The 21425-nt window shown below is 57.1% G+C and carries 24 protein-coding genes; 8 read left to right on the forward strand and 16 right to left on the reverse strand.

Annotated elements, in window-relative coordinates:
- Positions 1–9: 9 nt before the first annotated feature.
- The 5 genes from ACR0J2_RS12415 to ACR0J2_RS12435 form a co-directional block, all read right to left on the reverse strand.
- The gene (locus ACR0J2_RS12415) at positions 10–540 is read right to left on the reverse strand and encodes an ester cyclase (protein ID WP_170682669.1); all 531 of its coding nucleotides are present in this window, start codon (positions 538–540) and stop codon (positions 10–12) included.
- Positions 541–675: 135 nt separating this feature from the next.
- A complete protein-coding gene (locus tag ACR0J2_RS12420) occupies positions 676–1557 on the reverse strand; it encodes a carbohydrate ABC transporter permease (RefSeq protein ID WP_170463829.1) in 882 nt (293 codons plus the stop codon).
- A gap of 9 nt (positions 1558–1566) precedes the next feature.
- Positions 1567–2598, reverse strand: coding sequence for a carbohydrate ABC transporter permease (locus ACR0J2_RS12425; protein ID WP_170611510.1), 1032 nt, complete (start codon positions 2596–2598; stop codon positions 1567–1569).
- A gap of 72 nt (positions 2599–2670) precedes the next feature.
- Entirely contained in the window at positions 2671–3915 is a 1245-nt protein-coding gene (locus ACR0J2_RS12430; RefSeq protein ID WP_480812745.1) for an ABC transporter substrate-binding protein, read from the reverse strand.
- Between the two features lie 98 nt (positions 3916–4013).
- Complete coding sequence (locus tag ACR0J2_RS12435; protein ID WP_170463835.1) at positions 4014–5060, reverse strand: ABC transporter ATP-binding protein; 1047 nt, start codon at positions 5058–5060, stop codon at positions 4014–4016.
- 162 nt (positions 5061–5222) lie between these two features.
- Here ACR0J2_RS12435 and ACR0J2_RS12440 point away from each other — a divergent pair, with 162 nt between their 5' ends.
- From ACR0J2_RS12440 to ACR0J2_RS12460, 5 genes are all read left to right on the forward strand, one after another.
- On the forward strand, positions 5223–6224 hold the full coding sequence (locus ACR0J2_RS12440) for an ester cyclase (RefSeq protein ID WP_480812746.1): 1002 nt from the start codon (positions 5223–5225) through the stop codon (positions 6222–6224).
- The gene (locus ACR0J2_RS12445) at positions 6221–7111 is read left to right on the forward strand and encodes an amidohydrolase family protein (protein WP_480812747.1); all 891 of its coding nucleotides are present in this window, start codon (positions 6221–6223) and stop codon (positions 7109–7111) included. The genes ACR0J2_RS12440 and ACR0J2_RS12445 overlap by 4 nt, the downstream gene beginning before the upstream one ends.
- Positions 7108–7584 carry a thioesterase family protein gene (locus ACR0J2_RS12450; RefSeq protein ID WP_170682665.1) on the forward strand — a complete coding sequence of 159 codons (477 nt, stop codon included), beginning with the start codon at positions 7108–7110 and terminating at the stop codon, positions 7582–7584. Before ACR0J2_RS12445 ends, ACR0J2_RS12450 begins: the two co-directional genes overlap by 4 nt.
- Positions 7585–7966: 382 nt before the next feature.
- The gene (locus ACR0J2_RS12455) at positions 7967–8308 is read left to right on the forward strand and encodes an EF-hand domain-containing protein (protein ID WP_480713731.1); all 342 of its coding nucleotides are present in this window, start codon (positions 7967–7969) and stop codon (positions 8306–8308) included.
- Positions 8309–8326: 18 nt separating this feature from the next.
- On the forward strand, positions 8327–8692 hold the full coding sequence (locus ACR0J2_RS12460) for an SPW repeat domain-containing protein (RefSeq protein ID WP_480812748.1): 366 nt from the start codon (positions 8327–8329) through the stop codon (positions 8690–8692).
- Positions 8693–8798: 106 nt separating this feature from the next.
- On the opposite strand, the gene rimK (ACR0J2_RS12465) is transcribed toward ACR0J2_RS12460, so the two are convergent.
- From rimK (ACR0J2_RS12465) to ACR0J2_RS12475, 3 genes are read right to left on the reverse strand one after another with little or no spacing between them, the layout of a single operon-like run.
- Complete coding sequence (gene rimK / locus ACR0J2_RS12465; protein WP_480812749.1) at positions 8799–9704, reverse strand: 30S ribosomal protein S6--L-glutamate ligase; 906 nt, start codon at positions 9702–9704, stop codon at positions 8799–8801.
- Positions 9701–10201: an ATP-dependent zinc protease family protein gene (locus tag ACR0J2_RS12470; RefSeq protein ID WP_480812750.1), complete on the reverse strand. Its 501-nt coding sequence runs from the start codon at positions 10199–10201 to the stop codon at positions 9701–9703. Before ACR0J2_RS12470 ends, rimK (ACR0J2_RS12465) begins: the two co-directional genes overlap by 4 nt.
- Before the next feature lie 6 nt (positions 10202–10207).
- A complete protein-coding gene (locus ACR0J2_RS12475; RefSeq protein WP_480812751.1) occupies positions 10208–10486 on the reverse strand; it encodes a hypothetical protein in 279 nt (92 codons plus the stop codon).
- A 98-nt stretch (positions 10487–10584) separates the two neighbouring features.
- Here ACR0J2_RS12475 and mgtE (ACR0J2_RS12480) point away from each other — a divergent pair, with 98 nt between their 5' ends.
- A complete protein-coding gene (mgtE, locus tag ACR0J2_RS12480) occupies positions 10585–11949 on the forward strand; it encodes a magnesium transporter (protein WP_170806828.1) in 1365 nt (454 codons plus the stop codon).
- Positions 11950–12009: 60 nt separating this feature from the next.
- Positions 12010–12459 carry a CBS domain-containing protein gene (locus ACR0J2_RS12485; RefSeq protein WP_480812752.1) on the forward strand — a complete coding sequence of 150 codons (450 nt, stop codon included), beginning with the start codon at positions 12010–12012 and terminating at the stop codon, positions 12457–12459.
- 203 nt (positions 12460–12662) lie between these two features.
- Here ACR0J2_RS12485 and ACR0J2_RS12490 read toward each other — a convergent pair whose 3' ends face one another.
- From ACR0J2_RS12490 to ACR0J2_RS12525, 8 genes are all read right to left on the reverse strand, one after another.
- Positions 12663–13706 (reverse strand): succinylglutamate desuccinylase/aspartoacylase domain-containing protein, encoded by a 1044-nt coding sequence (locus tag ACR0J2_RS12490; RefSeq protein ID WP_170806826.1) that lies wholly within the window; start codon positions 13704–13706, stop codon positions 12663–12665.
- Entirely contained in the window at positions 13706–14611 is a 906-nt protein-coding gene (gene rimK, locus ACR0J2_RS12495; RefSeq protein ID WP_170806825.1) for a 30S ribosomal protein S6--L-glutamate ligase, read from the reverse strand. The genes ACR0J2_RS12490 and rimK (ACR0J2_RS12495) overlap by 1 nt, the downstream gene beginning before the upstream one ends.
- Positions 14612–14714: 103 nt before the next feature.
- Positions 14715–16085: a magnesium transporter gene (gene mgtE, locus ACR0J2_RS12500; protein WP_480812753.1), complete on the reverse strand. Its 1371-nt coding sequence runs from the start codon at positions 16083–16085 to the stop codon at positions 14715–14717.
- Between the two features lie 69 nt (positions 16086–16154).
- Positions 16155–16364 (reverse strand): hypothetical protein, encoded by a 210-nt coding sequence (locus ACR0J2_RS12505; protein WP_480812754.1) that lies wholly within the window; start codon positions 16362–16364, stop codon positions 16155–16157.
- Complete coding sequence (locus ACR0J2_RS12510) at positions 16361–16795, reverse strand: hypothetical protein (RefSeq protein ID WP_170806823.1); 435 nt, start codon at positions 16793–16795, stop codon at positions 16361–16363. The genes ACR0J2_RS12505 and ACR0J2_RS12510 overlap by 4 nt, the downstream gene beginning before the upstream one ends.
- Before the next feature lie 82 nt (positions 16796–16877).
- Entirely contained in the window at positions 16878–17108 is a 231-nt protein-coding gene (locus ACR0J2_RS12515) for a hypothetical protein (RefSeq protein ID WP_480812755.1), read from the reverse strand.
- A 140-nt stretch (positions 17109–17248) separates the two neighbouring features.
- Entirely contained in the window at positions 17249–18175 is a 927-nt protein-coding gene (locus ACR0J2_RS12520; RefSeq protein WP_480812756.1) for a LysR family transcriptional regulator, read from the reverse strand.
- A 376-nt stretch (positions 18176–18551) separates the two neighbouring features.
- Positions 18552–19859 carry a mechanosensitive ion channel family protein gene (locus ACR0J2_RS12525; RefSeq protein ID WP_480812757.1) on the reverse strand — a complete coding sequence of 436 codons (1308 nt, stop codon included), beginning with the start codon at positions 19857–19859 and terminating at the stop codon, positions 18552–18554.
- A 531-nt stretch (positions 19860–20390) separates the two neighbouring features.
- Between ACR0J2_RS12525 and ACR0J2_RS12530 the strand changes: the two genes are divergently transcribed.
- Entirely contained in the window at positions 20391–21368 is a 978-nt protein-coding gene (locus ACR0J2_RS12530) for an alpha/beta hydrolase (RefSeq protein ID WP_480812758.1), read from the forward strand.
- Positions 21369–21425 lie beyond the last annotated feature (57 nt).

Consider the following 21425-nt stretch of genomic DNA (forward strand, 5'->3'; position numbering starts at 1 on the left):
TCCTAATCCTCAGTTTTCGGGCCGGGGCGGAACCTTCTCTCCCCGGTCAAATGCTTCCCAGCCTTCGCCATTGAACAGATCAACGCCCAGCTGCGCGGCAACGTGGGCAAAATCGACATTCACCCAATTGTCGACGATCTTGCCGTCAACGACTTTCCAGAAGTCCATGTAGCGGATCTCGACCCGCTTGCCGGTGGGGGCGATGCCCAGAAACTCGCCCGAATGTGTCGCCTCCTGCCGGCCAAAGGCGGCGGCCCACTCGCCCATGTAGAGGCGCGCTTCGTCGATGCAGGTCTTGTCGGAAAACGCCGCCTGAAACGGGCGCTGCCAGTTTTCCTGAAATTCCTTCAACCCGGTCTTGGTGCCACAGCCCTGGTTGCCCAGCCAACGGAACCCTTCCGCGAAAAACTCGCCGATATCGTCGATGCGGTGGTCGTTCAAACCGTCGACCATACCCTCGATCACGGCCCGGGTTTGTTCGGTTTTGCTCATGTCCGTGTCACGTGTCAGCACGGCCTGTTCAGGGCGGGAACCCTTCATGTCTCTATTCCTTATCTGGTTGCCAAGAGGTTTTCTGTGTGGACGGGGAGGGTTAGTCGGCCGTCAGAAAATCCCTTGGCATCCGGTTGAGCGCCGGGTGGCGCGCAATGGCATTATGTCTTGCAGATGCGCTCATCAGCCCTTGACCGCCCCTGCTGTCAGACCGCTGACAATCTGACGCTGGAAAAACAGGATCAGTACGAACAGCGGGGCGGTGGCCGAAACCACGGCTGCGACGGCGTACATGACCTTGCCTTCAACCTGCGTGGTGCCCATGAAGCTGTTGATGGCGGGAATGATGGTCTCGTTCTCTTCACTCAGCAGCATTACGGCGACGGTAAAGTCGTTATAGGCCAGCAGGAAGCTGAACAGGCCTGTGGTGATCACGCCGGGCCACATGACCGGGACAATAACATGCCGGAAGGCCTGAAACCGGGTGCAGCCATCAACCATGGCGCTTTCGTCCATGTCCTTGGGAATGTTCTTGAAGAACGAGTGCAGCATCCACAGAGTAAAGGGCTGGTTGATCGCCACAAGCACGATGATGGTGGTCGGCAGGATGCCCCAGACATTCCACTCGAAGAACCACAGCAGGTAACCCGAGACCAGCGTCATATGCGGCATCGCGCGGAAGACCAGCGCAGCCATCAGGATCCAGAACGCATAGCGGAAACCGGACCGCGCCAACGCATATCCCCCCAGCGTTCCGAAGGTCAGCGAGATCAGCACGGTGAAGAAGACCACAATGCCGGTGTTCTTGAAGTTGAACCAGAAATCTTCCAGAACCCACGCCCCGTGATAGCCGGCACCGGTAAAGGCGCTGCCGGTTTGCTCAATCGTGTTGGCACCCGTCAGGGCGTTCATCCAGTTGGCCTTGGACAAGAAGTCGGCCTGTACCTTGAAGCTGCCCCAGAAGGTCCAGAAGAACGGGAAGGCAGCGATCAGCAGCCAGAGGGCCACGAAACCGTAAGAGAACAGCTTTAGCGGGGTCATGCGGGATTGTGCTTTGGTCGCCATGTCGTGTCCTCAGTGAGATTTACGGGTGAAGTCGCGCCAGGTGCGAACAAGCACCGGTGACATCAGGATGACCGCAAGGATGATAGTTATCAGCGAAGTCGCACCTGCTGAGGCATAGAGCGGATTGCCGCTTTCGCGCAGATCATTGTAGATGATCCAGCTGAGCGACTGTGCGTGGGCCTCGGCTTTGAAGCTGACGATCGGCTCAAAAACGCGGAAGTTATCCATGATCAGCATGAGCGTCACAAACGAAACCAGCGGCATCAGGTGAGGAACGATCACATGGATCAAGCGCTGCCACTTCGTCGCGCCATCGATCTGTGCCGCTTCCATCGTATCATCGGGGACGGTTTGCAAACCCGCGTAGAAGGTGATGAAACTGAACGGCAGGGTATGCCACACGCCGTAAACCATCAGCATGGTCCATGTCAGCGCCGTCGACGCCTTCAGGCTGAGTGTCGGATCATTGAATATGCGTTGAATGGTGGCGCCGATAACACCATCACCATCGACCATCCAGAACAGGATCAGCGAGCCGACAAGCGGTGTGACAAGAAACGGCAGAAGCGAAATGAAGATCGCAACCCCTTTGAGCGCGCGGGGCAGGTTATTGACGCCTACGGCAATGGCCAGCCCAAGGGCCAACACCAACGGCGTGACAATAAAGGTATAGGCCAGGGTGAATGTCAGGGCGCTGTAGAACGGCAGGTTATACACCTTAGCCCAAAAATCACCCAGGCTTTCAGAGCTCGCCCACGCTTCTCCGATCTCGGCAAAAGCCAGGTGTGAACGGTTGATGTATGTGCCCAGACCGTTGAACCGCCCAAGGGGTTGTTCTGCGCGCAGCTTTGCAGTGGCCTCGGTGTCGACCGTGGTGGTCGGGGTACACCCAAATGGCCCGCAGCTTTCAGAAACCAGCAGAACCTGCTCATGCTCGACAAAGAGCGATTGGACGAAAACCGAGACGATCGGCAGAGCGATGAAAAGGATCATCGCGGAAAGCGTGGGCAGAATGAACCAGAAAAAGGTGCGGTGCTTCATGGCGTACGTCCCAGTCTTTAGTCCGGAAAAAGATGAGGGGGGGCAGATTGCGCCCCCTCAAGTCGGGGAGTGTTACTTGAGAAAGCCGGCTTCTTTGGCCGACGTCCGGTAGGCGGCTTCAACATCCGCCAACGCCTGTTCAGCGCTTTCGTCACCCTTCAGAAAATCCGCCAGCTCCGCACCAAGTGCCGCATGCAGAAGGCCTATTTGCGGGATCATCGGATAGGGTTTCGCACCACCGCTAACGGTCTCTGCAACCCCTGCTGCAGCCGGTCCGGGCTGGAAGCCGTCAATCAGCCAGACGGCATCATCGTTGTTTGCTGCAACCATTTCCGGGGTCAGGGCGCTGATCAGTGCAGCAAAGGATGCCTCGGCCTCTTCATCCGACACGTTGGATGCGATCGTTATACCGTCCCACCACAGCGTGGCAGATGGGATCGATCCGCCGCCAACAGTTGGTGCAGCCGACAAAACAGTATTCGAGGTCACCTCTTCGGTGGACCCTTCATCATCCAGAATTGGCGCGCCGCGCGAACCCCACATGACGGCCAGAGCCGCCTGACCGGATTCCCAGAGACCCTGCGTTTCGTTTGACGCGTGGGTCAGGTGGTCGGGGTGGGCGTATTCCGCCAGAGCCTTCATGACTTCCAGTGCGGCCACGCCTTTTTCGTTGTTGATCGACGGCTCGGCCGACCCGGGTACAAAGAACTCACCGCCATGACCGAGATAGATCATGTTGAACACCTCGGCCAGGTTCCATCCGGTCTGAAGGTTCATTGCGATCGGATGTTCCATGATACCGGCAGCACGGATTTTCTCAGCGGCTTCAAGAACCTCTTCATAGGTGGCCGGGATGCCGTCGAAACCAGCTTGTTCCAGGATATCCTTGCGCGAGAACAGGTGCTGCGAGTTCGCCATGAAGGCGACAGCCATGACATTGCCATCGATGGTGATCAGCAGGTTCGGCGGGATGCTGTCTTTGTATTTTTCGACCAGATCGTTCAGCGGCCGCACCAGACCGTCGTTCATCAGCTGGGTCAACGTCGAGTTGGCCAGGATCACCGATGTATATTCCGACGGGTTCGGGGTCAGAGCGGCGTTCATGATCGAGCGCGCTTCGGTGGTGTGGTTGGTGTTGAATTCAGCCGCTGCCCCACCACAATTGGCTTCGGCGGCTCCCGCGACGGCGTGGATCGCCGGAAAGTCACTGGCCAGAATGCGGATCGATTGCCCCTCGGGGCCGCAATTGGCGGCATAAGCTGCCGAGCTCATCAGGCCCACAAAGGCGGTTGCTGTAGCGATTTTTCTTAGGAACATTTCTGTCTCCCTGTTGTTTTGAGAATTTGAGCGCGAGGCCCGTTCGCGCATGAAGTTCTGTTGCCGGGGTTCGCCCCGATCATTGAGCAGGGCCCTGTTCAGATCCGGGCGCCGGTCTTGCCATCAAACAGATGGCAGATTTCGGCCGGAACCGAGATTGAAACCATGTCGTCGATCTCTGCCCGGAAATTCTTGTCTGCCTTCACCGATATGAGGGCACCGCCAACGCGAACCGAAATCATGGTGGCGTCCCCCAGCAATTCCTGCGTGTAGATCGGGGCGTTGATCTGCCCCTGCCCTTCGGCAGCAAGGCCGGCATCTTCGGCCCGGAAGCCCAATGTCAGCGGGCCGTCCGGAGCGTTCAGCCCGGAAATTTCAACGTTTTTGGCCGTGAAGGTGCCGCCCCGTGCCTCACCTTCCATCAGGTTCATCGCAGGGTTGCCGATGAAGCTGGCGACAAAAGTGTTGGCCGGAGTGTCGTAAATGTCGGTCGGGCTACCAACCTGCTGCACCACGCCCTGTTTCATGACCACAACACGATCGGCCAGCGTCATCGCTTCGATCTGGTCGTGGGTCACATAGATCGTGGTCACCGCCAGTTCGTGGCTGAGGTTCTTGATCTGTGCCCGGGTAGACACGCGCAGCTTGGCGTCAAGGTTGGACAGCGGCTCGTCCATCAGGAATACGTTCGGCTCGCGCACGATGGCGCGAGCAAGCGCGACGCGCTGACGCTGACCACCTGACAATTCCGCAGGCTTGCGATGCAGGAAGTCGTCCAGTTCCACCATTGCCGATGCACGGCGTACTTTTTCGTCATGCGTGGACGGGTCGATTCCGCGGACCTTCAGCGGGAACCGGATGTTCTCGTAGACGTTCATGTTCGGGTACAGTGCATAGGACTGGAACACCATCGCCACGTCACGATCCTTGGGCTCCATGTCGTTCACGCGAGTCCCGTCGATCAGAATGTCACCCTCGCTGGCATCTTCCAGACCGGCGATCATGCGCATGGTTGTCGTCTTGCCGCAGCCTGACGGGCCAAGAAGAACCAGAAACTCCTTGTCGGAAATCGTCAGGTCAAAATTATCAACCCCCACAAAAGAACCCCAACGCTTTCCAACATTGCGAAGTTGAATTTCGGCCATTCTGCCCTCCCAGCTGGACCTAGCGTGCATACGTTTGCAAAAAGCATAGACAGCAAAAGAAACATCTGGCAAGTTTTTTTTGCATGCGCATGCAAAATCACCCCTTGCCATCCGTGGCATACAGCCCCATCCCAGCGCTTAGAGCACTGAAAGAAATTGAAAATGTCCTACGAAGCCCAAAAAGCCGTCGTCGTCGAGTACTACGAAGCACTCAGCAAGAACGGAGAATCGGCCGCCGCTGACGCGATGTCCGAGTTCTGCGCAGAAGACTACCTGTGGCGCGGATTTCATCCGTTTGATGAATTGCATGGCTCGGACGCAGTGGCGCAGAGATTCTGGCAACCTCTAAGGCACAGCCTGCGGCATATGCAGCGCCGGATGGACGTGTTCATGGCCGGCCGAAACGAGATGGACGGATTTTCCTCGGTTTGGGTTGTTTCCATGGGCCATCTGATGGGGCTGTTCGACAATGCGTGGCTGGGCATCGCCCCCACAGGCAAGATGGCGTTTCTGCGATATTGCGAGTTCAACAAGGTCGAGAACGGCAAGATCACCGAGACGGCGATGTATTTCGACATTCCTCATCTCATGATGCAGGCCGGGTTGCAGCCATTCCCGCCGCAGACCGCGGCGCAGCTTGTCCAGCCCGGGCCGATGACTCACGACGGTCTGATGTTCGGACCCCAACCCGCCGAGGAAGGAGAACGGACCCTGGCGGCCATCAACGCCATGATTTCCGATCTGGGCCAATGGGATAGCGGTCTCAGCCTTGAGGACGAGCTGAGGCGCACATGGTGCGAAGACATGATCTGGTGGGGTCCGTCCGGTATCGGTGCAACCTACACAATCGAGCGCTACGCACGGCAGCATTCCGGCCCCTTCCGCGCAGGATTTACGGACCGGTCGAAAACCAAGCACATTTGCAGGATGGCGGAAGGGTGTTATGGCGGATTTTTCGGCTGGCCGAATTTCACGGCCCGTCCCACCGGCGGGTTTATGGGGATGCCTGCCACCGACAAAGCTGCCGAGTTCCGGGTGATCGACATCTATCGCCGTAAGGGTGACAAACTTGCCGAGAACTGGATTTTCATCGACCTTCTGCATTTCTGGAAACAACAGGGTGTCGACATTCTGGGGCGCATGGCAAAGGTGCCGCGAACATGACCGGCTGGATCGACGCGCATCACCACCTTTGGGATCTTACCGCGGTGCTTTACCCATGGCTGATGGCGCGCGGGGTGGACAGGTTCTTCGGTGACCCGACACCCATTCAGCGGGATTACCAGTTGAACGAATTTCACGCAGACGCCGCAGCCTGCGGCATCCGCGCTTCGGTGCATATCCAGGTGGGGGCCGGGAACGGTCTGGACGAAGCCAGATGGGTTCAATCCGTCGCCGACGCCTCCCCGGACTGGCCGATGGCGCAGGTAGTTTTCTGCGACCTGACATCGTCCGATCTGTCCGACCGACTGGACACATTTCAGACCCTGCCGACTGTGCGTGGCGTGCGCCAGATCGTCGGTCGCGCGCCCGGAGAGGACGCGCAAACCGGCACCAGTGCTTTGCTGGACGATCCACATTTCCTGGCTGGCTTGCAGGAAGCCGGACAACGTAGGCTCAGCTTCGATCTGCAACTTATTCCTGAATTGATGGAGAAGACCGCCCGTGTTCTTGCGCAGGCGCCGGAGACGCCGATTGCGCTCTGCCATGCCGGATCGCCCCATGACCGCAGCCCAACAGGCCTGAAAGACTGGGCCATACAATTGCGCGTCCTGTCCGACTTGCCACATGTAACCTGCAAGCTGTCCGGTCTGGGCATGTTCGATCACACCTGGACCACCGACAGTATTCGCCCCATCGTGGAAGTCTGTCTTGAACAATTCGGACCAGAGCGGGTCATGTTCGGCTCGAACTTCCCGGTCGACAAACTCTACAGCGATTATGCGACGCTGGTGCAGGCTTACCGTGATCTGATTCCGGCTGAGGTTCAGGCGGCCGTATTCCATGATACTGCCGCGCGGTTTTATGACCTGAAGGCCCCAACGGCATGATATTCATCTTTGAAACTACCGTGAGGCCCGAGTGGATCGACTACAACGGCCACATGCGGGATGCCTATTACGGGCTGGTCTTCAGCCTTGCCGTCGATGCAATGCAGGATGAGGTCGGCTTTGATGCCGATTATCGCGCGCGCACCGGATGTACGATCTACCTGCTGGAAGATCACAAGTTTTTCCTGCGAGAAGTCAAGGAAGCGGACCGGCTTCGCATTGAAACCCGAGTTCTGGACTGTGATGAAAAACGCTTTCATCTGCACATGAAGATGCTGAACAAAGGTGAGCTATCGGCCGTTTGCGAGTTCATGGAGCTTCACGTCCGGCAAATACCAAGCCCTCATGCTGCACCGATTCCGGCAGACATCCTGCAGCGATTGCAGAAGGCGAAATTGCCAGATCGGGAAGCGGCAGAGCTTGAGTTCCGTTCACGCCCGATGACAACTGGGCGCATCCCCCGATCAACATGACTGCAAAATCAGTAAATCAGCTTGCAGGAAACTGAGGATTGGCGAACGATCCCGATCCTAATGAACGAGCACGCATACCTTCTAACCTTTTAGGTTCAAGGCTGATCCAGCCGGAACGTGAAACTCGCAGTCGATTGTCTGAGAAGCGCCCTGTTCGCAGCTTAGAATCAGGGTCCGTATCAACGGGATCCACGAAGATACAAAGAGCTTGGTTCTCACAACTCATCTATTCGATTATCCGATACTATCCGCGATAAAAATTCGTTTTTCAATACAATGCGTTCGTGCCATATACCCCGTGTAGCGCGAAAGTGCCCCCACCAGATCGGACCGCCAATCAACATTTCTCATTTTGTAGTGGAGATCCCGAGCTGAGGAACCGTTGCAATCTGAAACCCGTGGAAATGCCGCCGACACCGGAGCGCTACACCAACCCCAAAATGGGTTTGCTGCCCATATTCTGACGGAGAACAAAATGAGTCGAGTTTCTATTGCTGCTCTGCTCTCATCGCTGCTTGCCCTTCCGGCATTCGCAATGCCCACTGATCTTGATGTCGATGGTGATGGCCTGGCGTCATTGGCAGAGCTTCAGACGAAGTATCCTGAAGTGTCAGAAGATCTCTTTCTGGAGATCGACACCGATGCCGACGGCTTCATCAATGACGACGAATTGGTTGCCGCTGTCGACGCCGAACTTCTGCCAGCTTCTGCCGGGGATCAATAAACAACGGTCAACAGGGTCATGAGAAAACCAACCCCGCCCTATAAATGGCTGCCAGCGGCAACCGGTATCTGGTTGGTTCTGTCCCCCTTTGTCCTGTTCAGTCAGGAAACCCTTCTAAGGGGCATGGCTGTTCAAGAATCTGTCGCCTTCATGGCCTTTGGCATTGGTGTCCTGGTCATGTCTGGCGCTGGCGACCGGAGCCACCTTCTCGCACGGGTGGCTCCGGCAGCGGCAATCGGGGTTCTTCTGATCGCTGCGCCCGAGTTGCTGAGCTTCACTGACCATACTGTGGCAGTGGCAAATGCATGGCTGACGGGATCGGCGCTGATCGCGCTCGCCACTTGGGAGGTGCTGGCGAGCCGCAGATTGCGGCCCATCCCGTAAACCGGCGCGGGGCGGACAACTGCCCCGCGTTTTCCCTTTGGCCTAGCCGCCTGATTGCCCCCTCAGCCGAGAGATAACCAGGTTCCCGCTTTCGAACACCGGACCGCTAGCCGCGCCCGCGTGTCCTGGTGCTTCCCTTGGCGGCATTCTTTTCCAGAAACTCGACGATCTTGCCCGCAACATCAATGCCGGTTGCCTTTTCCACGCCCTCAAGGCCTGGCGAGGAATTCACCTCCATGACCACGGCACCATGATTGGTGCGCAGCATGTCGACGCCGCAGACATTCAAGCCCATGGTTTTGGCCGCGCGCAAAGCGGTAGAACGCTCTTCGGGCGAGATTTTGATAGGTTTCGCACTTCCGCCGCGGTGAAGGTTGGATCGGAACTCACCCTCGGCCCCTTTTCGTTGCATCGCGGCGATCACCCGCCCACCAACCACAAGCACACGAATATCGGTGCCGCCGGCCTCTTTGATGAACTCCTGGACCAGAATGTTGACTTTCGCGCCCCGGAAGGCTTCGACCACGGATTTGGCCGACCGGTTTGTATCGGCAAGCACCACGCCGATGCCCTGCGTACCTTCCAATAGCTTCACCACCAGCGGCGCATCACCCGCCAGCTTGAGGACTTCATCGGTTTGCTTGGGGTCGTGGGCGAAAGTGGTGACCGGCAGACCGATGCCATCCCGCGCCATCAGCTGCATCGAGCGAAGCTTGTCGCGTGATCTGCCGATTGCCACGGATTCGTTGAGTGGGAAGACCCCCATGATCTCAAATTGCCGGAGCACCGCCAGCCCGTAGAACGTAACCGAAGCACCAATCCGCGGGATTACCGCATCATAGCGCCCAAGCTTCCTGCCGTCATAGTAGACCTCGGGCCGCCGCGAGGCGATGTTCATGTAACAACGCAGCGTGTTCACGATATCAAGCTCATGCCCCCTTTGCTCGGCGGCCTCCTTGAGCCGCTGATGCGAGTAGAGATTGGGATTTCGGGCAAGCATGACCAGTTTCATTTGCGGCGTCTCTCTGTTCTCTTGGTTTTTGTATTTCCCTTGATCAAGGACGAAGCTTTTTGGGGACCCAACAAGTAGGACTGTCCTGGATCGACAAGGATGCCGCGCCTTCGGATCGCGGTGCGGCCGAGAATGAGATCAAACTCCATCTTCGCGCGGTTGGCCAGTGAAACGTCGATATGCCAGCGATGTCGCCCAAGAAAAAGCAGTGTCCGAACGATCAGCCGAAGCTCTGGTACACCGCCGGTGTTCTTGATCTCACGCTCATCGACAACCCGCGTGCGCACCCGATTGGCGGACCGGCGGTTTTGAAGCGGAATCATGAACTCGACCCATCTCTCGCCGTCAATCTCGAAAACAGTCTGATCCACGGCATGGAGCGCCGCGGTTCGGGCTCCTGTGTCTATCTTGGCCGGGATATTCTCAATGCCGAAGTCGGGCAGGCTGATACGCTCACGCCAGCCGATAATTTCGGGATTCTCGGATCGTTTATCCATGACAAGCTAACTCGCGCAATCATCGTTGGCACGACGGTAATTCACAAATGAGTTGGCACTCATCACAACGTAAAACTTGTCCATATCGATCAACACATACCCCAGTTCAAACAGTGCGGCGGACAACGCCAGGATATCGGCTTCGTACAAGCGTCTGCGCCCGGCTATGCGGCGCACCAGCTTGTCGGGAATGCGGTACCGGCCGCTCACTTTTCCGCCGAACTCGCGATCATAGAGCGCCGCCAAGTGCCCGGCTGTAGGGGATATCCAGTCTGCTTCATGCATTATTTTCTCCTATATTGGTGAAAATGTTTTGTCTATAGGCAAAAAATATCTGATAAATGCCCCTGCACTGACTGGAATCCCCACCTATTGAAACAACGATGAGCGACACGGACACCTTACCCCGGGAAATAGAAGCGCAGTTGCATCATGCCCTGTCCGAGGGTGACGGGGCCGCGCTCGCGGATGTTCTTGATCCGCTGCCTCTCAGCGATGCGCTGCGTGAGTTGCTCAACCTGTCGGTCGAACAGCGAAGCACCGCCTTGTCGCTGCTGCCATCGGAACTTGCCGCCGAACTTGTTGAAGAGGCGCCGAACGCACTGGCGGTCGAGCTTCTGGAACTCATGGTGACCGAGCAGGCCGCAGAAGTCATCGAGGAGCTGGATTCGGATGTTCAGGCGGATGTCATCGGCGAGCTGGAAGACGCGGATGCCGAAGCTATCCTCGCCCGAATGGACCCCGAAGATGCGGCGGATGTGCGGCGGCTGGTCGAGTATGACGACGATCTCGCGGGCGGTCTCATGGTTGCCGAGGCCTTCACCTTTTCCGAAACCGACACAGTGGGCAAAGTGCTCAGGCGGTTTGCCGACGAGGAATACGATCTCGAGCGCTATCGCGGTCAACACCCCTACATTCTGGATGCAGATGGCGCGCCGGTCGGGGTGGTTTCGCTGCGCGGCCTGTTGTCCACCCGCCGGAGTGCACGGCTCACCGACATCATGGTGCCACCGGTCACCGTCCCTGCCACCATGCCGCTGGAAAAATTGCAGGATCTGTTCGACGAGCACCCGTTCCTGGGGTTGCCGGTTGTCGAAGCAGACGGGCATCTGGTGGGTGTCGTCTCCCGATCTGCGGTCGATGCCGCTCTGCTGGAACGCGCGGAATCGGCAAGCCTGAAACGCCAGGGTGTTTTCGGCGATGAGCTGCGTTCGATGCCCCTGTTTTTGCGGTCTCGGCGACGGCTGCAGTGGCTCTCGGCCAACATCGTTCTCAATGTGATCGCAGCCAGCGTGATTGCCGCTTATGAAGATACGCTTGCTGCCGTGATCGCACTTGCGGTGTTCCTTCCGATGGTGTCCGACATGAGTGGTTGTTCCGGCAATCAGGCGGTCGCCGTCAGTATGCGCGAGCTTTCCCTGGGACTTGTGCGGCCCCTCGACGCCATGCGGGTCTGGGTCAAAGAGGTTTCGGTCGGTGTGATCAACGGCCTCGTTCTGGGTCTACTGATCGGTGTCGTGGCCTGGCTCTGGAAGGGCAATCCGTTTCTGGGGTTGGTGATCGGCGGCGCGCTTTGTTTCAACACGGTCATCGCTGTTTCGATCGGTGGGGTTCTGCCCTTGCTTCTGAAACGCATCGGTCAGGATCCAGCGGTCGCCAGCGGCCCCTTGCTGACGACAATCACGGACATGGCGGGGTTCTTCCTCGTCTTAAGTCTTGCAACCGCGATGATGCCACTACTGGTTTGATATATTTCCCTCCTGCCGGATCATCACGTTGATACCGCGCGCTGTCACAAGGAAAAATAAATGACGATCTCAAGTATTGTCGAAACGCAGAAACTGAAAAGGCCCCCGTTTTGCGACGTTGATACAACGGTGTTCGAAGCGGCTGTCACGATCGCACTGCTCGAGGTGAACGCGCTTGCGGTTCTAAAGGATGACGATCTGGTCGGGATCATCACAGACCATGATGTGCTGCTCTGTCTCGCTGACTCCGGATCGGCCTTCTACGAGCAAAACGTCGACGAATGGATGACCGAGAAGCCAGTCACTTGCGCTGCGGGCACGAAACTCTCAACCGCCCTCAATCTGATGGCCAAGCACGATATCAGAAACCTCGTTGTCACCCACCGCGGGAACCCCATTACCGTCGTGAGCAGCAAGGAAATTCTGGCCCGGATTCACGAGGAAAACGAGTTGGAGCTGAAGGTGCTTCGTGACGGAGCGCACGGCGTACAGGCTAGCCCAATTGCGTAAACTCCGTTTGGGGTGCACCCATGTTCGGCTTTTGACCTGCGGATGCGCGAGTCATTGCTCGCCAACGCGGAGCTTGTTGTGCGTGTTCGATATCTGCTTTTCCGTGCGACTGGGATCGAAAATCAAGGTTCGCCGTTCTGGACAGCGAACTTTATATTCAGGCGTCGGGTGCATTCTTGCCGCACAAACCCGTTGACCCGAATTCAGATGATCTCATCCTCGTCAAACATCGGATCGTCCTCAAGCTGGGCTTCAAGGTCTTCAACGGCACCTTCCGCTTTCAGAACGGACTGGACGCGGCCAATGTGAAATACCGCGTCTCCCTCGTTGACGATTGGCATCACTGCGCGCCCGACAATGATCCCCGCAAATGGCGCGACAATCTCTGTCTCGGCCTCACCGAAAGGGTCGGAGACGACGGCAAGCTGGTCACCCTGCCGGACAAGGGCACCATCGTCCTTGAAGATCCGCAGGAGTCCGCCCATCGGCGCGCGCACCCATTTGCTTGACGGGCAGAACTGCGGCGACGCTTTCGGCTTCGATACGCCGCGCTTGGCGATCATTCCCTTGTGCTGCAAAATGCGAAGGACTCCGGCAACACCGGCGCGAATGCAAAACTCGTCGAAACGAAGCCCTTCGCCCGCTTCGAACAGCAGGACCGGCTTGCCGATATCCTTGGCCGCATGGCGCAAGGAACCCTCACGCAATGACGACTTCATAATGACGGGGGCTCCGAACACTCTGGCCAGTTCCTCCGTCTCGGGATCGTCTGGCGTTATGCGCACCTGTGGGTAGTTTGTGCGGTGAATGGCGGCCGAATGCAGATCGATACCCAGGTCAGCCCGCTTAACCACTTCGTTCAGAAAGCGGTGTGCAAGACGGGATGCAAGTGAACCGGTTTCGCTTCCTGGAAACACCCGGTTCAGGTCGCGCCGGTCTGGAAGATAACGAGAGTGGTTAATCAGACCGTAGGCATTCACGACCGGAACTGCGAGCAAAGTGCCTGACAGCGCATTCAGTTGTTTCGCCGCAAGAACACGGCGAATGATCTCGACCCCGATCACCTCGTCACCGTGTATCCCGCCACTGACAAACACCACGGGTCCGGGTTTTTTACCGTGCACCACATGAATGGACATCGACACCGGTGTATGATCCGACAGCACGCTGACCGGCACGTCGACCGTCAACCGGTTTCCCGGCCTGATATCCTGTCCTGCAATCGTGAAATTCTCGCGCTGCACCATCAGCCCTTGCCTCGCGTGCGGGTTGTGCCTTTTTCAGCATTCTTTTCAAGGAACTCAATCATTTTTCCGGCGATGTCCAGACCCGTGGCCTTTTCGACACCTTCGAGACCCGGCGAAGAGTTGACCTCCATGATAACGGGGCCGTGGTTGGCCCGCAGCATATCAACGCCGCACGCGTTCAAACCCATGGACTTCGCCGCCCGAACCGCCGTTGCGCGTTCTTCGGCGGAAAGTTTCACCACCTGCGCCGACCCGCCACGATGCAGGTTTGAACGGAACTCGCCTTCAGCGCCGGTCCGTTTCATGGCGGCGATGACCTTACCGCCAACGACAATGGCACGAATATCCGTCCCTCCGGCCTCTTTGATAAACTCCTGAATCAGGATGTTTGTGTTTGTAGCACGGAACGCTTCAAAAACGGATTTGGCCGACCGGTTCGTATCCGCAAGCACCACGCCCAGACCTTGTGTACCTTCAAGGAGTTTGATCACCAGCGGTGCCTCGCCAGCCAGCTTCAGAACGGCCTCGGTCTGCTTGGCGTCGTGCGCGAATGTGGTCACGGGAAGACCGATCCCGTCCCGCGCCATAAGTTGCATCGAACGCAGTTTGTCGCGCGACCGGCCAATCGCTACGCTTTCATTCAGTGGATAGACCCCCATCATCTCGAACTGCCGCAGAACCGCAGTGCCATAGAAGGTAACAGATGCACCGATCCGCGGGATAACCGCGTCGTATCCCTTGAGGTTCACACCGTTGTAGTAAACCTCTGGCCGCCGAGAGGCGATATTCATGTAGCAGCGCAGGGTGTCGATGATATCCAGCTGATGCCCACGCTCTTCCGCAGCCTCTTTCAGGCGCTGGTGAGAATAGAGCTTGGCATTGCGGGCAAGCATTGCAATCTTCATTTTTCGTTCCTTTCGGCTTCTGCGGTTCGGTCATTCGACGACCAGAAATGTCGGGCGCATACGCGCCGCAACGGCGAGAGATTTCGGGAGGCACGCCCCACAATCACTGGAGCCACGGCATCAACAAAGTTGCGAAACTGAGCACGAAGAAAAACCCAGCCATGTCGGTGATCGTAGTCAACAATGGGCCGCTCGCGGCCGCCGGATCCTGTCCCAGCCGCTTGAGCAGAAGGGGCACCACGCCACCGATTGAGACCGCCAATACCGTGTTGAGAGCCAACGCCGCGCCGATTACCAAACCAAGCGCTGGATTGCCCTTCCAAACCCAGGCAACGAGCCCAATCAGAATTCCAAGGGCGATCCCGTTTATCAGCCCAACGGAAACTTCCTTGAGCCAGACGCGAAACGCGTCAAGCGGCCGGACGAGGCCCAGGCTGAGCTCGCGCATGGTCACACCGACGGCCTGGTTTCCCGAGCATCCGCTCATATCCGAGACCATTGGAAGAAACACGGCAAGCGCGATCACGGCGGCCAGGGTCTCTTCATATGCCGAGATCACACTTGCGGCCAAAATGTTCAGTACGATGTTGGCGGACAGCCAGGCAAGCCGACGCCGCGATCGAAGCCAGGTCGGCATCGACCTCAACTCGTCGCCCACAACGCCCTGGCGTTTCAGGCTTTCGCTTTCCACCCGTTCCAGGACGGCTTCGGCGACCGCTGATCGCGATACCACCCCCACAAGCAGCCCGGACTCGTCCACAACCGGTGCACCGAGGAACGGATGCTCGTCAAACAGATCTTCCAGCTGGTCCAACGGTTCAGATACTGTGACCGACAGCGGACGCACCATAATGTCGCGCAGAACCGCGCTGCGCTTTGCTGTCAGGAGACCGCGCAAGGAAACCACCCCCACAAGCATGCCCTGATCATTGACAATGTATGGGTGTTGACCCCGGTAGCGCTCGAAATCGTCGTCTTCCGAGGCTAGGCCGCGCAAAACTTTACCGACGGTCTCGGTTTCACGAAATTCGAACACTTCGGCCATCATCAGGCCGCCGGCTGTGTCGTCCTCGTATTGGGAAAGGCGGCGAATGTCGGCAGCGTCTTCCTCGTCCATTTCGGAAAGGATCGCCTCGGCACCTTCTGCTTCCAATTCGCCAATGACGTCGGCCTGAATGTCACTGTGCAACTCTGCGAGAATATCGGCTGCGCGATTTGGCTCCAGTCTTTCGACCAGTTCGACGGCCATCTCGTTCGGGGCCGCGCCTATCAGGTCCGCCGCCAGTTCGACCGGAACGAACCCAAGTACACGGTCGCGATCGTCTGCCGACAGCGCAAGCAACTCACGCAGCGCCTCGCTGTGGTGCAACTCAGCAAGCAACGACGAAACACGGGCGGCATCATTGGCGTCTAGGGCTTCGCTGAGCGCGTGCTCGATTGGCATTTCCCGATGTTCGTTTAAATCGTCCAGCATGGGTCTCGTCCCCTGAATTTGACACAAGTGAAGGTTTGGAACGCCGACGTGACCGCCGGTGCGCCGTTCTCAGTACCGTTTCCTGAGACGACCGACAGTCCAGCCAAGCGCGAAACCCACTGCAAGCATGGCCAGTACCAGCACAGCGCGGCGCGTTGATATCGTCCAGACGAAAAGTTGCAGATCTATCCGGGCGGCATTCTGCGCCATGAACAATGCAATCAGAGCCAGGACCGAAAAATACGCGCCCCATTGAAGCCGCTTTGCAAAGCCTTTCATGACGCGCCACCATCTGAGAGTGGTTCATAAATTCCACGGCCGGAGATCATTCCCATCCGGGCGCAGGCCCGCAACACATCGCGATAGTAACGCCTGACCAAATCGGGATCAGCCTCTTCCAGATTGGTCCACGGCAGGATCATTGTGCGATCCACTGCACCAACTTGCGTAAGTGATGACAGATCTCCGACGATGCATTCCAATGCATCGGCGCGGATCAGAACAAGGTTGCCGCGCATCCAGGGAAGCGTGGGAATGGACAAAAGCCGGTCAAAGGCCTGCGCGGCCGAGGCACAAGCCCCGATCACCGCAACCTGGGGGCCCGCGGCGTGACCCACAAACTTGTATCCAAACACCTCGCCGGAATTCTGCGTGGTCAGAACTTCTACATATCCGCTGACGTCACGTTCTTTTTGTACGCTCCTCAACATGGGGGCTTCCTCCCTGTCGGAATGTTCGAAAAAGGAGGGCGGATCGCTCCGCCCCCAAGTACCCGAGGGTTTGTCGGATGGCTCAGAAGCCGTGGATGAGAAACAAACCCAGCGAGTTATTGGCCGGTCTTTGAGCATACTGGTTGCTCGGCCGGTGTTTGACTTCCGCGTTGCGCAGAGCGTCAAAGTCTTCCTGAATGACATCGATCCTGTCGTCGAGGTTTTCGCCACCGACAACCGCACCTTGAGGAATCACAGACCCGGCCACGAACAATGCAGGAGCCGTAGCGGCCAGAGAAATCCATTTTTTCATGGGTTCGTCCTTTCCCAACAAAGAGTGACCCGTCCTCGAAGGCGGAAGCATTTCTGCTGGGGCAGGAGATAGTGGCAGATTATAGATCAGTAAAATTCAAAATAATAATGGATGAAACGATTTTTACTCATTTCTATTGGCTATTCATGATTTCCAAGGCGTTCGACGATATGCCCCTCACTGATCTCGGCCAGCTCTGCCATGACGGCGTTTTGCACTTCATCAATCTGTGACCGAATAGTCACAAGACACTGCTCGGCATGAGCGCGAATCTCATCATCCATGTCATCGCGCCAGATCGACCAGATCGGATAGGGAAACATAGGCGCATCCGGTACAAGATGAAGCGTGCCGTCGTCCAGATGGCGTTTGATGAATCGCGCCGGCAAGTAAGCTGCTGCGCGGCGCCTTACAACGTAGTCTGTCGCCATCGCGCCCAACGAAAGCGTCAATCCGGGATTGGTGAGTTCGGGCAGCTCAAGCGCGTGGGCGTGAACAAACTCCGGGCCCCAATCGACAAAGACATACCGGTCGGACACTTCATCCAGCTCGGCTTCCCAGGAGGCCGCCAGAACGAGATCTTCCTCAAGTACTTTTTGCGCAGTCAGTCCCGGCCGCAGTTGTGGATTGTACATCAGCCCCACCTGAACGACCCCTTCGATCAGGAATCGTGTCAAACGGTCCGGCATACCAAGTTCCGCCCTGATGTTCAGCGTTGGCATCTGTTCCTGCATCTGGTCAATCCACCGAAACCCCAGGCGCGGCCAAAGCGAATACTGCGCACCGATGGTCAGCGACTTGGTGAAGCCTTCAGGAATGCCAACCTGTTGCCGGGCTTCTTCCCAGATCTTTATGAGAGACAAGGCATAGCGCTCAAACTCACGGCCTGCCGAAGTGAGTTCCGCACCCGCTTTCGAGCGAAGAAAAAGTTGCTTGCCGAGGGAATCTTCCAACCGTTGAACGCGCAGGCTCACGGCGGACTGAGACACGAACAGCCGCTCACTGGCGTTTACGAAGGAACCCGTGGCTGCAACCTCCAAAAACGTCTTGATCAGCGCAATATCCACCTGCCCCACCCATTCTAATTTCTCATGGTATGTATATTTATTATTCGTTTTCCTTAAATTCGCAACAAACCTATCTAACCGGCGTGGAAGCGGGAATTACCGGCATCCGGATGGCGTTCGGGTATCCCGGCGTCGCTCACTCACAAATCTCGGTCCGCTTCCACACCTGTTTTGGCTCTCATTCGAACAGAATGAAATGACGAAACAGCCCTTAGCCTGCTTCGACCTAATCCATCTCGTCGGTTTCTATGGCAGCAACGCGGATAAACCGGGTACTCCGGCAGCAAGCCATTGGCCGCCGGATCTGGCGGTCCGGATTGTCATCTTGCATTGATCCGGCAAACGGCGAAAGCCGGTGGTGTCAGATGGCCACCGCTCAAATCCTCTCGGGCATGCTCTTTATGTGCAAATCACGTTGCGGAAATGGAATCTCGATCTGATGCTCCTGGAAGGACTTCCACACCTCCAGCAGGATCTCACTGCTGATATTGGCCACCCCGTCTTCGGGGTCCCCCAGCCAAACCCGCAGTTCCAGATCGACACTGGAATCTCCAAATCCCCTGAGCAGGCACATCGGCTTTGGTTGCTTGAGCACCCGCCGGCAGCGTGCTGCGGCTTCAACGCAGAGTTTCATCGCATTCTCGACATCAGTGTTGTAGGCAACACCGATACTGATCGAGCGGCGCACGCGCTTGTCCGAAAATGACCAGTTCGTAACTGCGTTCGAAATCAGAACTTCGTTGGGAATGAGAGTTTCCGTTCCCGCCCGGGTTCTGACTGCCACGTATCTTGACCCCAGCGTCTTGACCTCGCCGTAGGTCGGTCCATCCCCTGTTTCAACCTCGATCACGTCCCCGGGCTTGATGGAGCGGTCAGCCAACATGGTGAAACCGGCCACCAGATTTCCAACCGTTCGCTGCATACCAAGACCGATACCAAGGCCGAGAGCACCGGAAAAAAAAGCAAAGGCCGTCAGATTCACACCCACGGCCTGCATTCCCATAATGACCGCAAGGATCACGAGGCCGATCCGGGAAATCTTACCGATCAGAACCTTCATTGATGCGTTCAGGGTTTCAGACTTATCCAGCCTGATTTGCACCACTCTTGCGATCAGCAACGCCAGCCAAAGCAGAAGCGCGGTAACAAAGATACCCTGCACCACGCCCCACAAAGTGATATTCAGATCACCGCTTGATATTCCCAGCCCGTCCATCCATCGGATCAGCGGATCCAGTTGCCCAATGGCGTTCAATGCCGCGACCGACCACGCGAACCATGCGAAACACCGCGCCCAATAAGTGCTGGGGATGACCGTCGAGGCAATCTGGATCACAACCCAGGCATTGATCAGGCTGGCGACAAGTCTGATCAGCGCTGTCTTCCAGCCAAGTTCACCAAACACCAAAAGGGCCAGCCACAGTCCCAGCACCCAAACGATTGGCGTCGCGATCGAGGACACGGTCTGGCTGATACGCTTCGCTGCGCGACCACCGAATTCCGAAAACAGACGCGTCAAAAGCCCCCTCACCCGGATGTTCAGCATTATTGCCAAAACCAGTGTCAGCCCGATTGCGACTGCCTGTGGTACCGAGACTAGGGTCAGGAACTCAGCCCAGACGCGACTGGCAAAACTGCTTACGGTCTCAACGGCCGGGCTGAGGGATTTTTCAAGCTCTTCCATGGGATCTCCTTCGGGAGACCGACTGTATGCAAAATATTACCTTATGAAAAACGAGTTTCATTAAGGTATAAACACATATTTGCTTATGGATGAAGGGGCCGAATCCGGAACGCTCCCATGATGACTGATCGCCGATCCAGATAGCATTGCATATGGGATTCTCATGCTATCCATATATATTTTTCGATTTTCTGATGCATGAGTTTTAACTAGACAGGCGCCGTGGAGGTGAATCGTGCCCACAGTGAGAGGTGATCGGATTACCACCAGCCGCTCTACTACACGACAACCCTCGATTTGCCTCCACGCCAGTACGATATCCTTTGTTCTACCAGGAACATGAAATGAACCATCTTGGGTATCACCGCGCGCGTATCGACTATCCTCAATGATTTGAGTAGCCGTCGGTCCGTAGAACGGCTTCGGCACGTGCCGAGGGTCTTGGCACAAACAGCCCAATGGAGCGACAATTGGGTGAGCAGCAAATCCTTCGGCGGTCAAACCCGCCACAACCAAGTCAGGCAGGTACCCGTGAAAGCAATCTGGACAGTGCTTTTTCTTGTGTTTCTGGCCGCTTGCGCGGCCGAGCCCACTTTTGTGCAGCTTTCTTACGAAGTGCCCAGTGCAAAGACTGAGCGGATCTATTACGCCACTATGCGTAACAGGGTTGAGAACAGCGATATCTTTGGCCCCGATCGGGCCGATACGTTGTCATTTGGTCAACTGGACGTTTCTATTCCACCATCGCACAAGGTTGGCGCCATCGAATGGCCCGATCGCAAGCCTGATTCCGCCCGGCACTTTGTCGTGACCCGCCACGCCTCGTTTTCCGGCTCGGCCGGTTTTCGTTCGCAGGTAGAAAAGCAACCAGGGCCCGTCACGCTCTTTGTGCATGGTTACAACACAAGTTTCCCCGAAGCCGTGTTTCGACATGCCCAGATCGCGCACGACTACGAGTTGAAGGGGACCCAAATCCAATTCTCCTGGCCTTCAAGCGGTGCGCCGTCGGGCTACCTCTACGACCGGGACAGCGTGTTGGCGGCCCGTGACACGCTATCCAAGCTGATCGTGGACCTGGCCAGTGACCAACCCGGCCAACTCACGATTGTGGGGCATTCAATGGGTGGCTTCCTTGTCATGGAGGCTCTGCGCCAGTTGGGGCTGACGGCAAAGGCAAGCACGCTTGCCCGGTTGAACCGTGTGATCCTGATCTCGCCAGACGTGGATGAGGCCGCCTTCATGGCGCAACTGGAAAAGATCAAACCGCGCCCGTCGAACATGACCGTCGTTGTCAACAGCAGCGATCTGCTGCTGGCGGTTTCCGGTCGACTGTCCGGTGGGGCCGCGACCCGGATTGGCGCCGGACGGGATCAGGAAGTGCTACGGGCGCAGGGCATCAAGGTGGTGGACCTTTCCGGCATCGACGATGGTGACAGTCCTGGTCACTTTCTGGCCGCGACCTCGCCGACAGCAATCGCCTTTCTCAGAAGCCTTGCACCGATAGAGTAAACCGGCAGTTCTGAGTGCAGCAATCCAACGTTGCGCTGTTCTATTAGCGTTGACTTT

Source organism: Ruegeria sp. CG4, assembly GCF_056537185.1.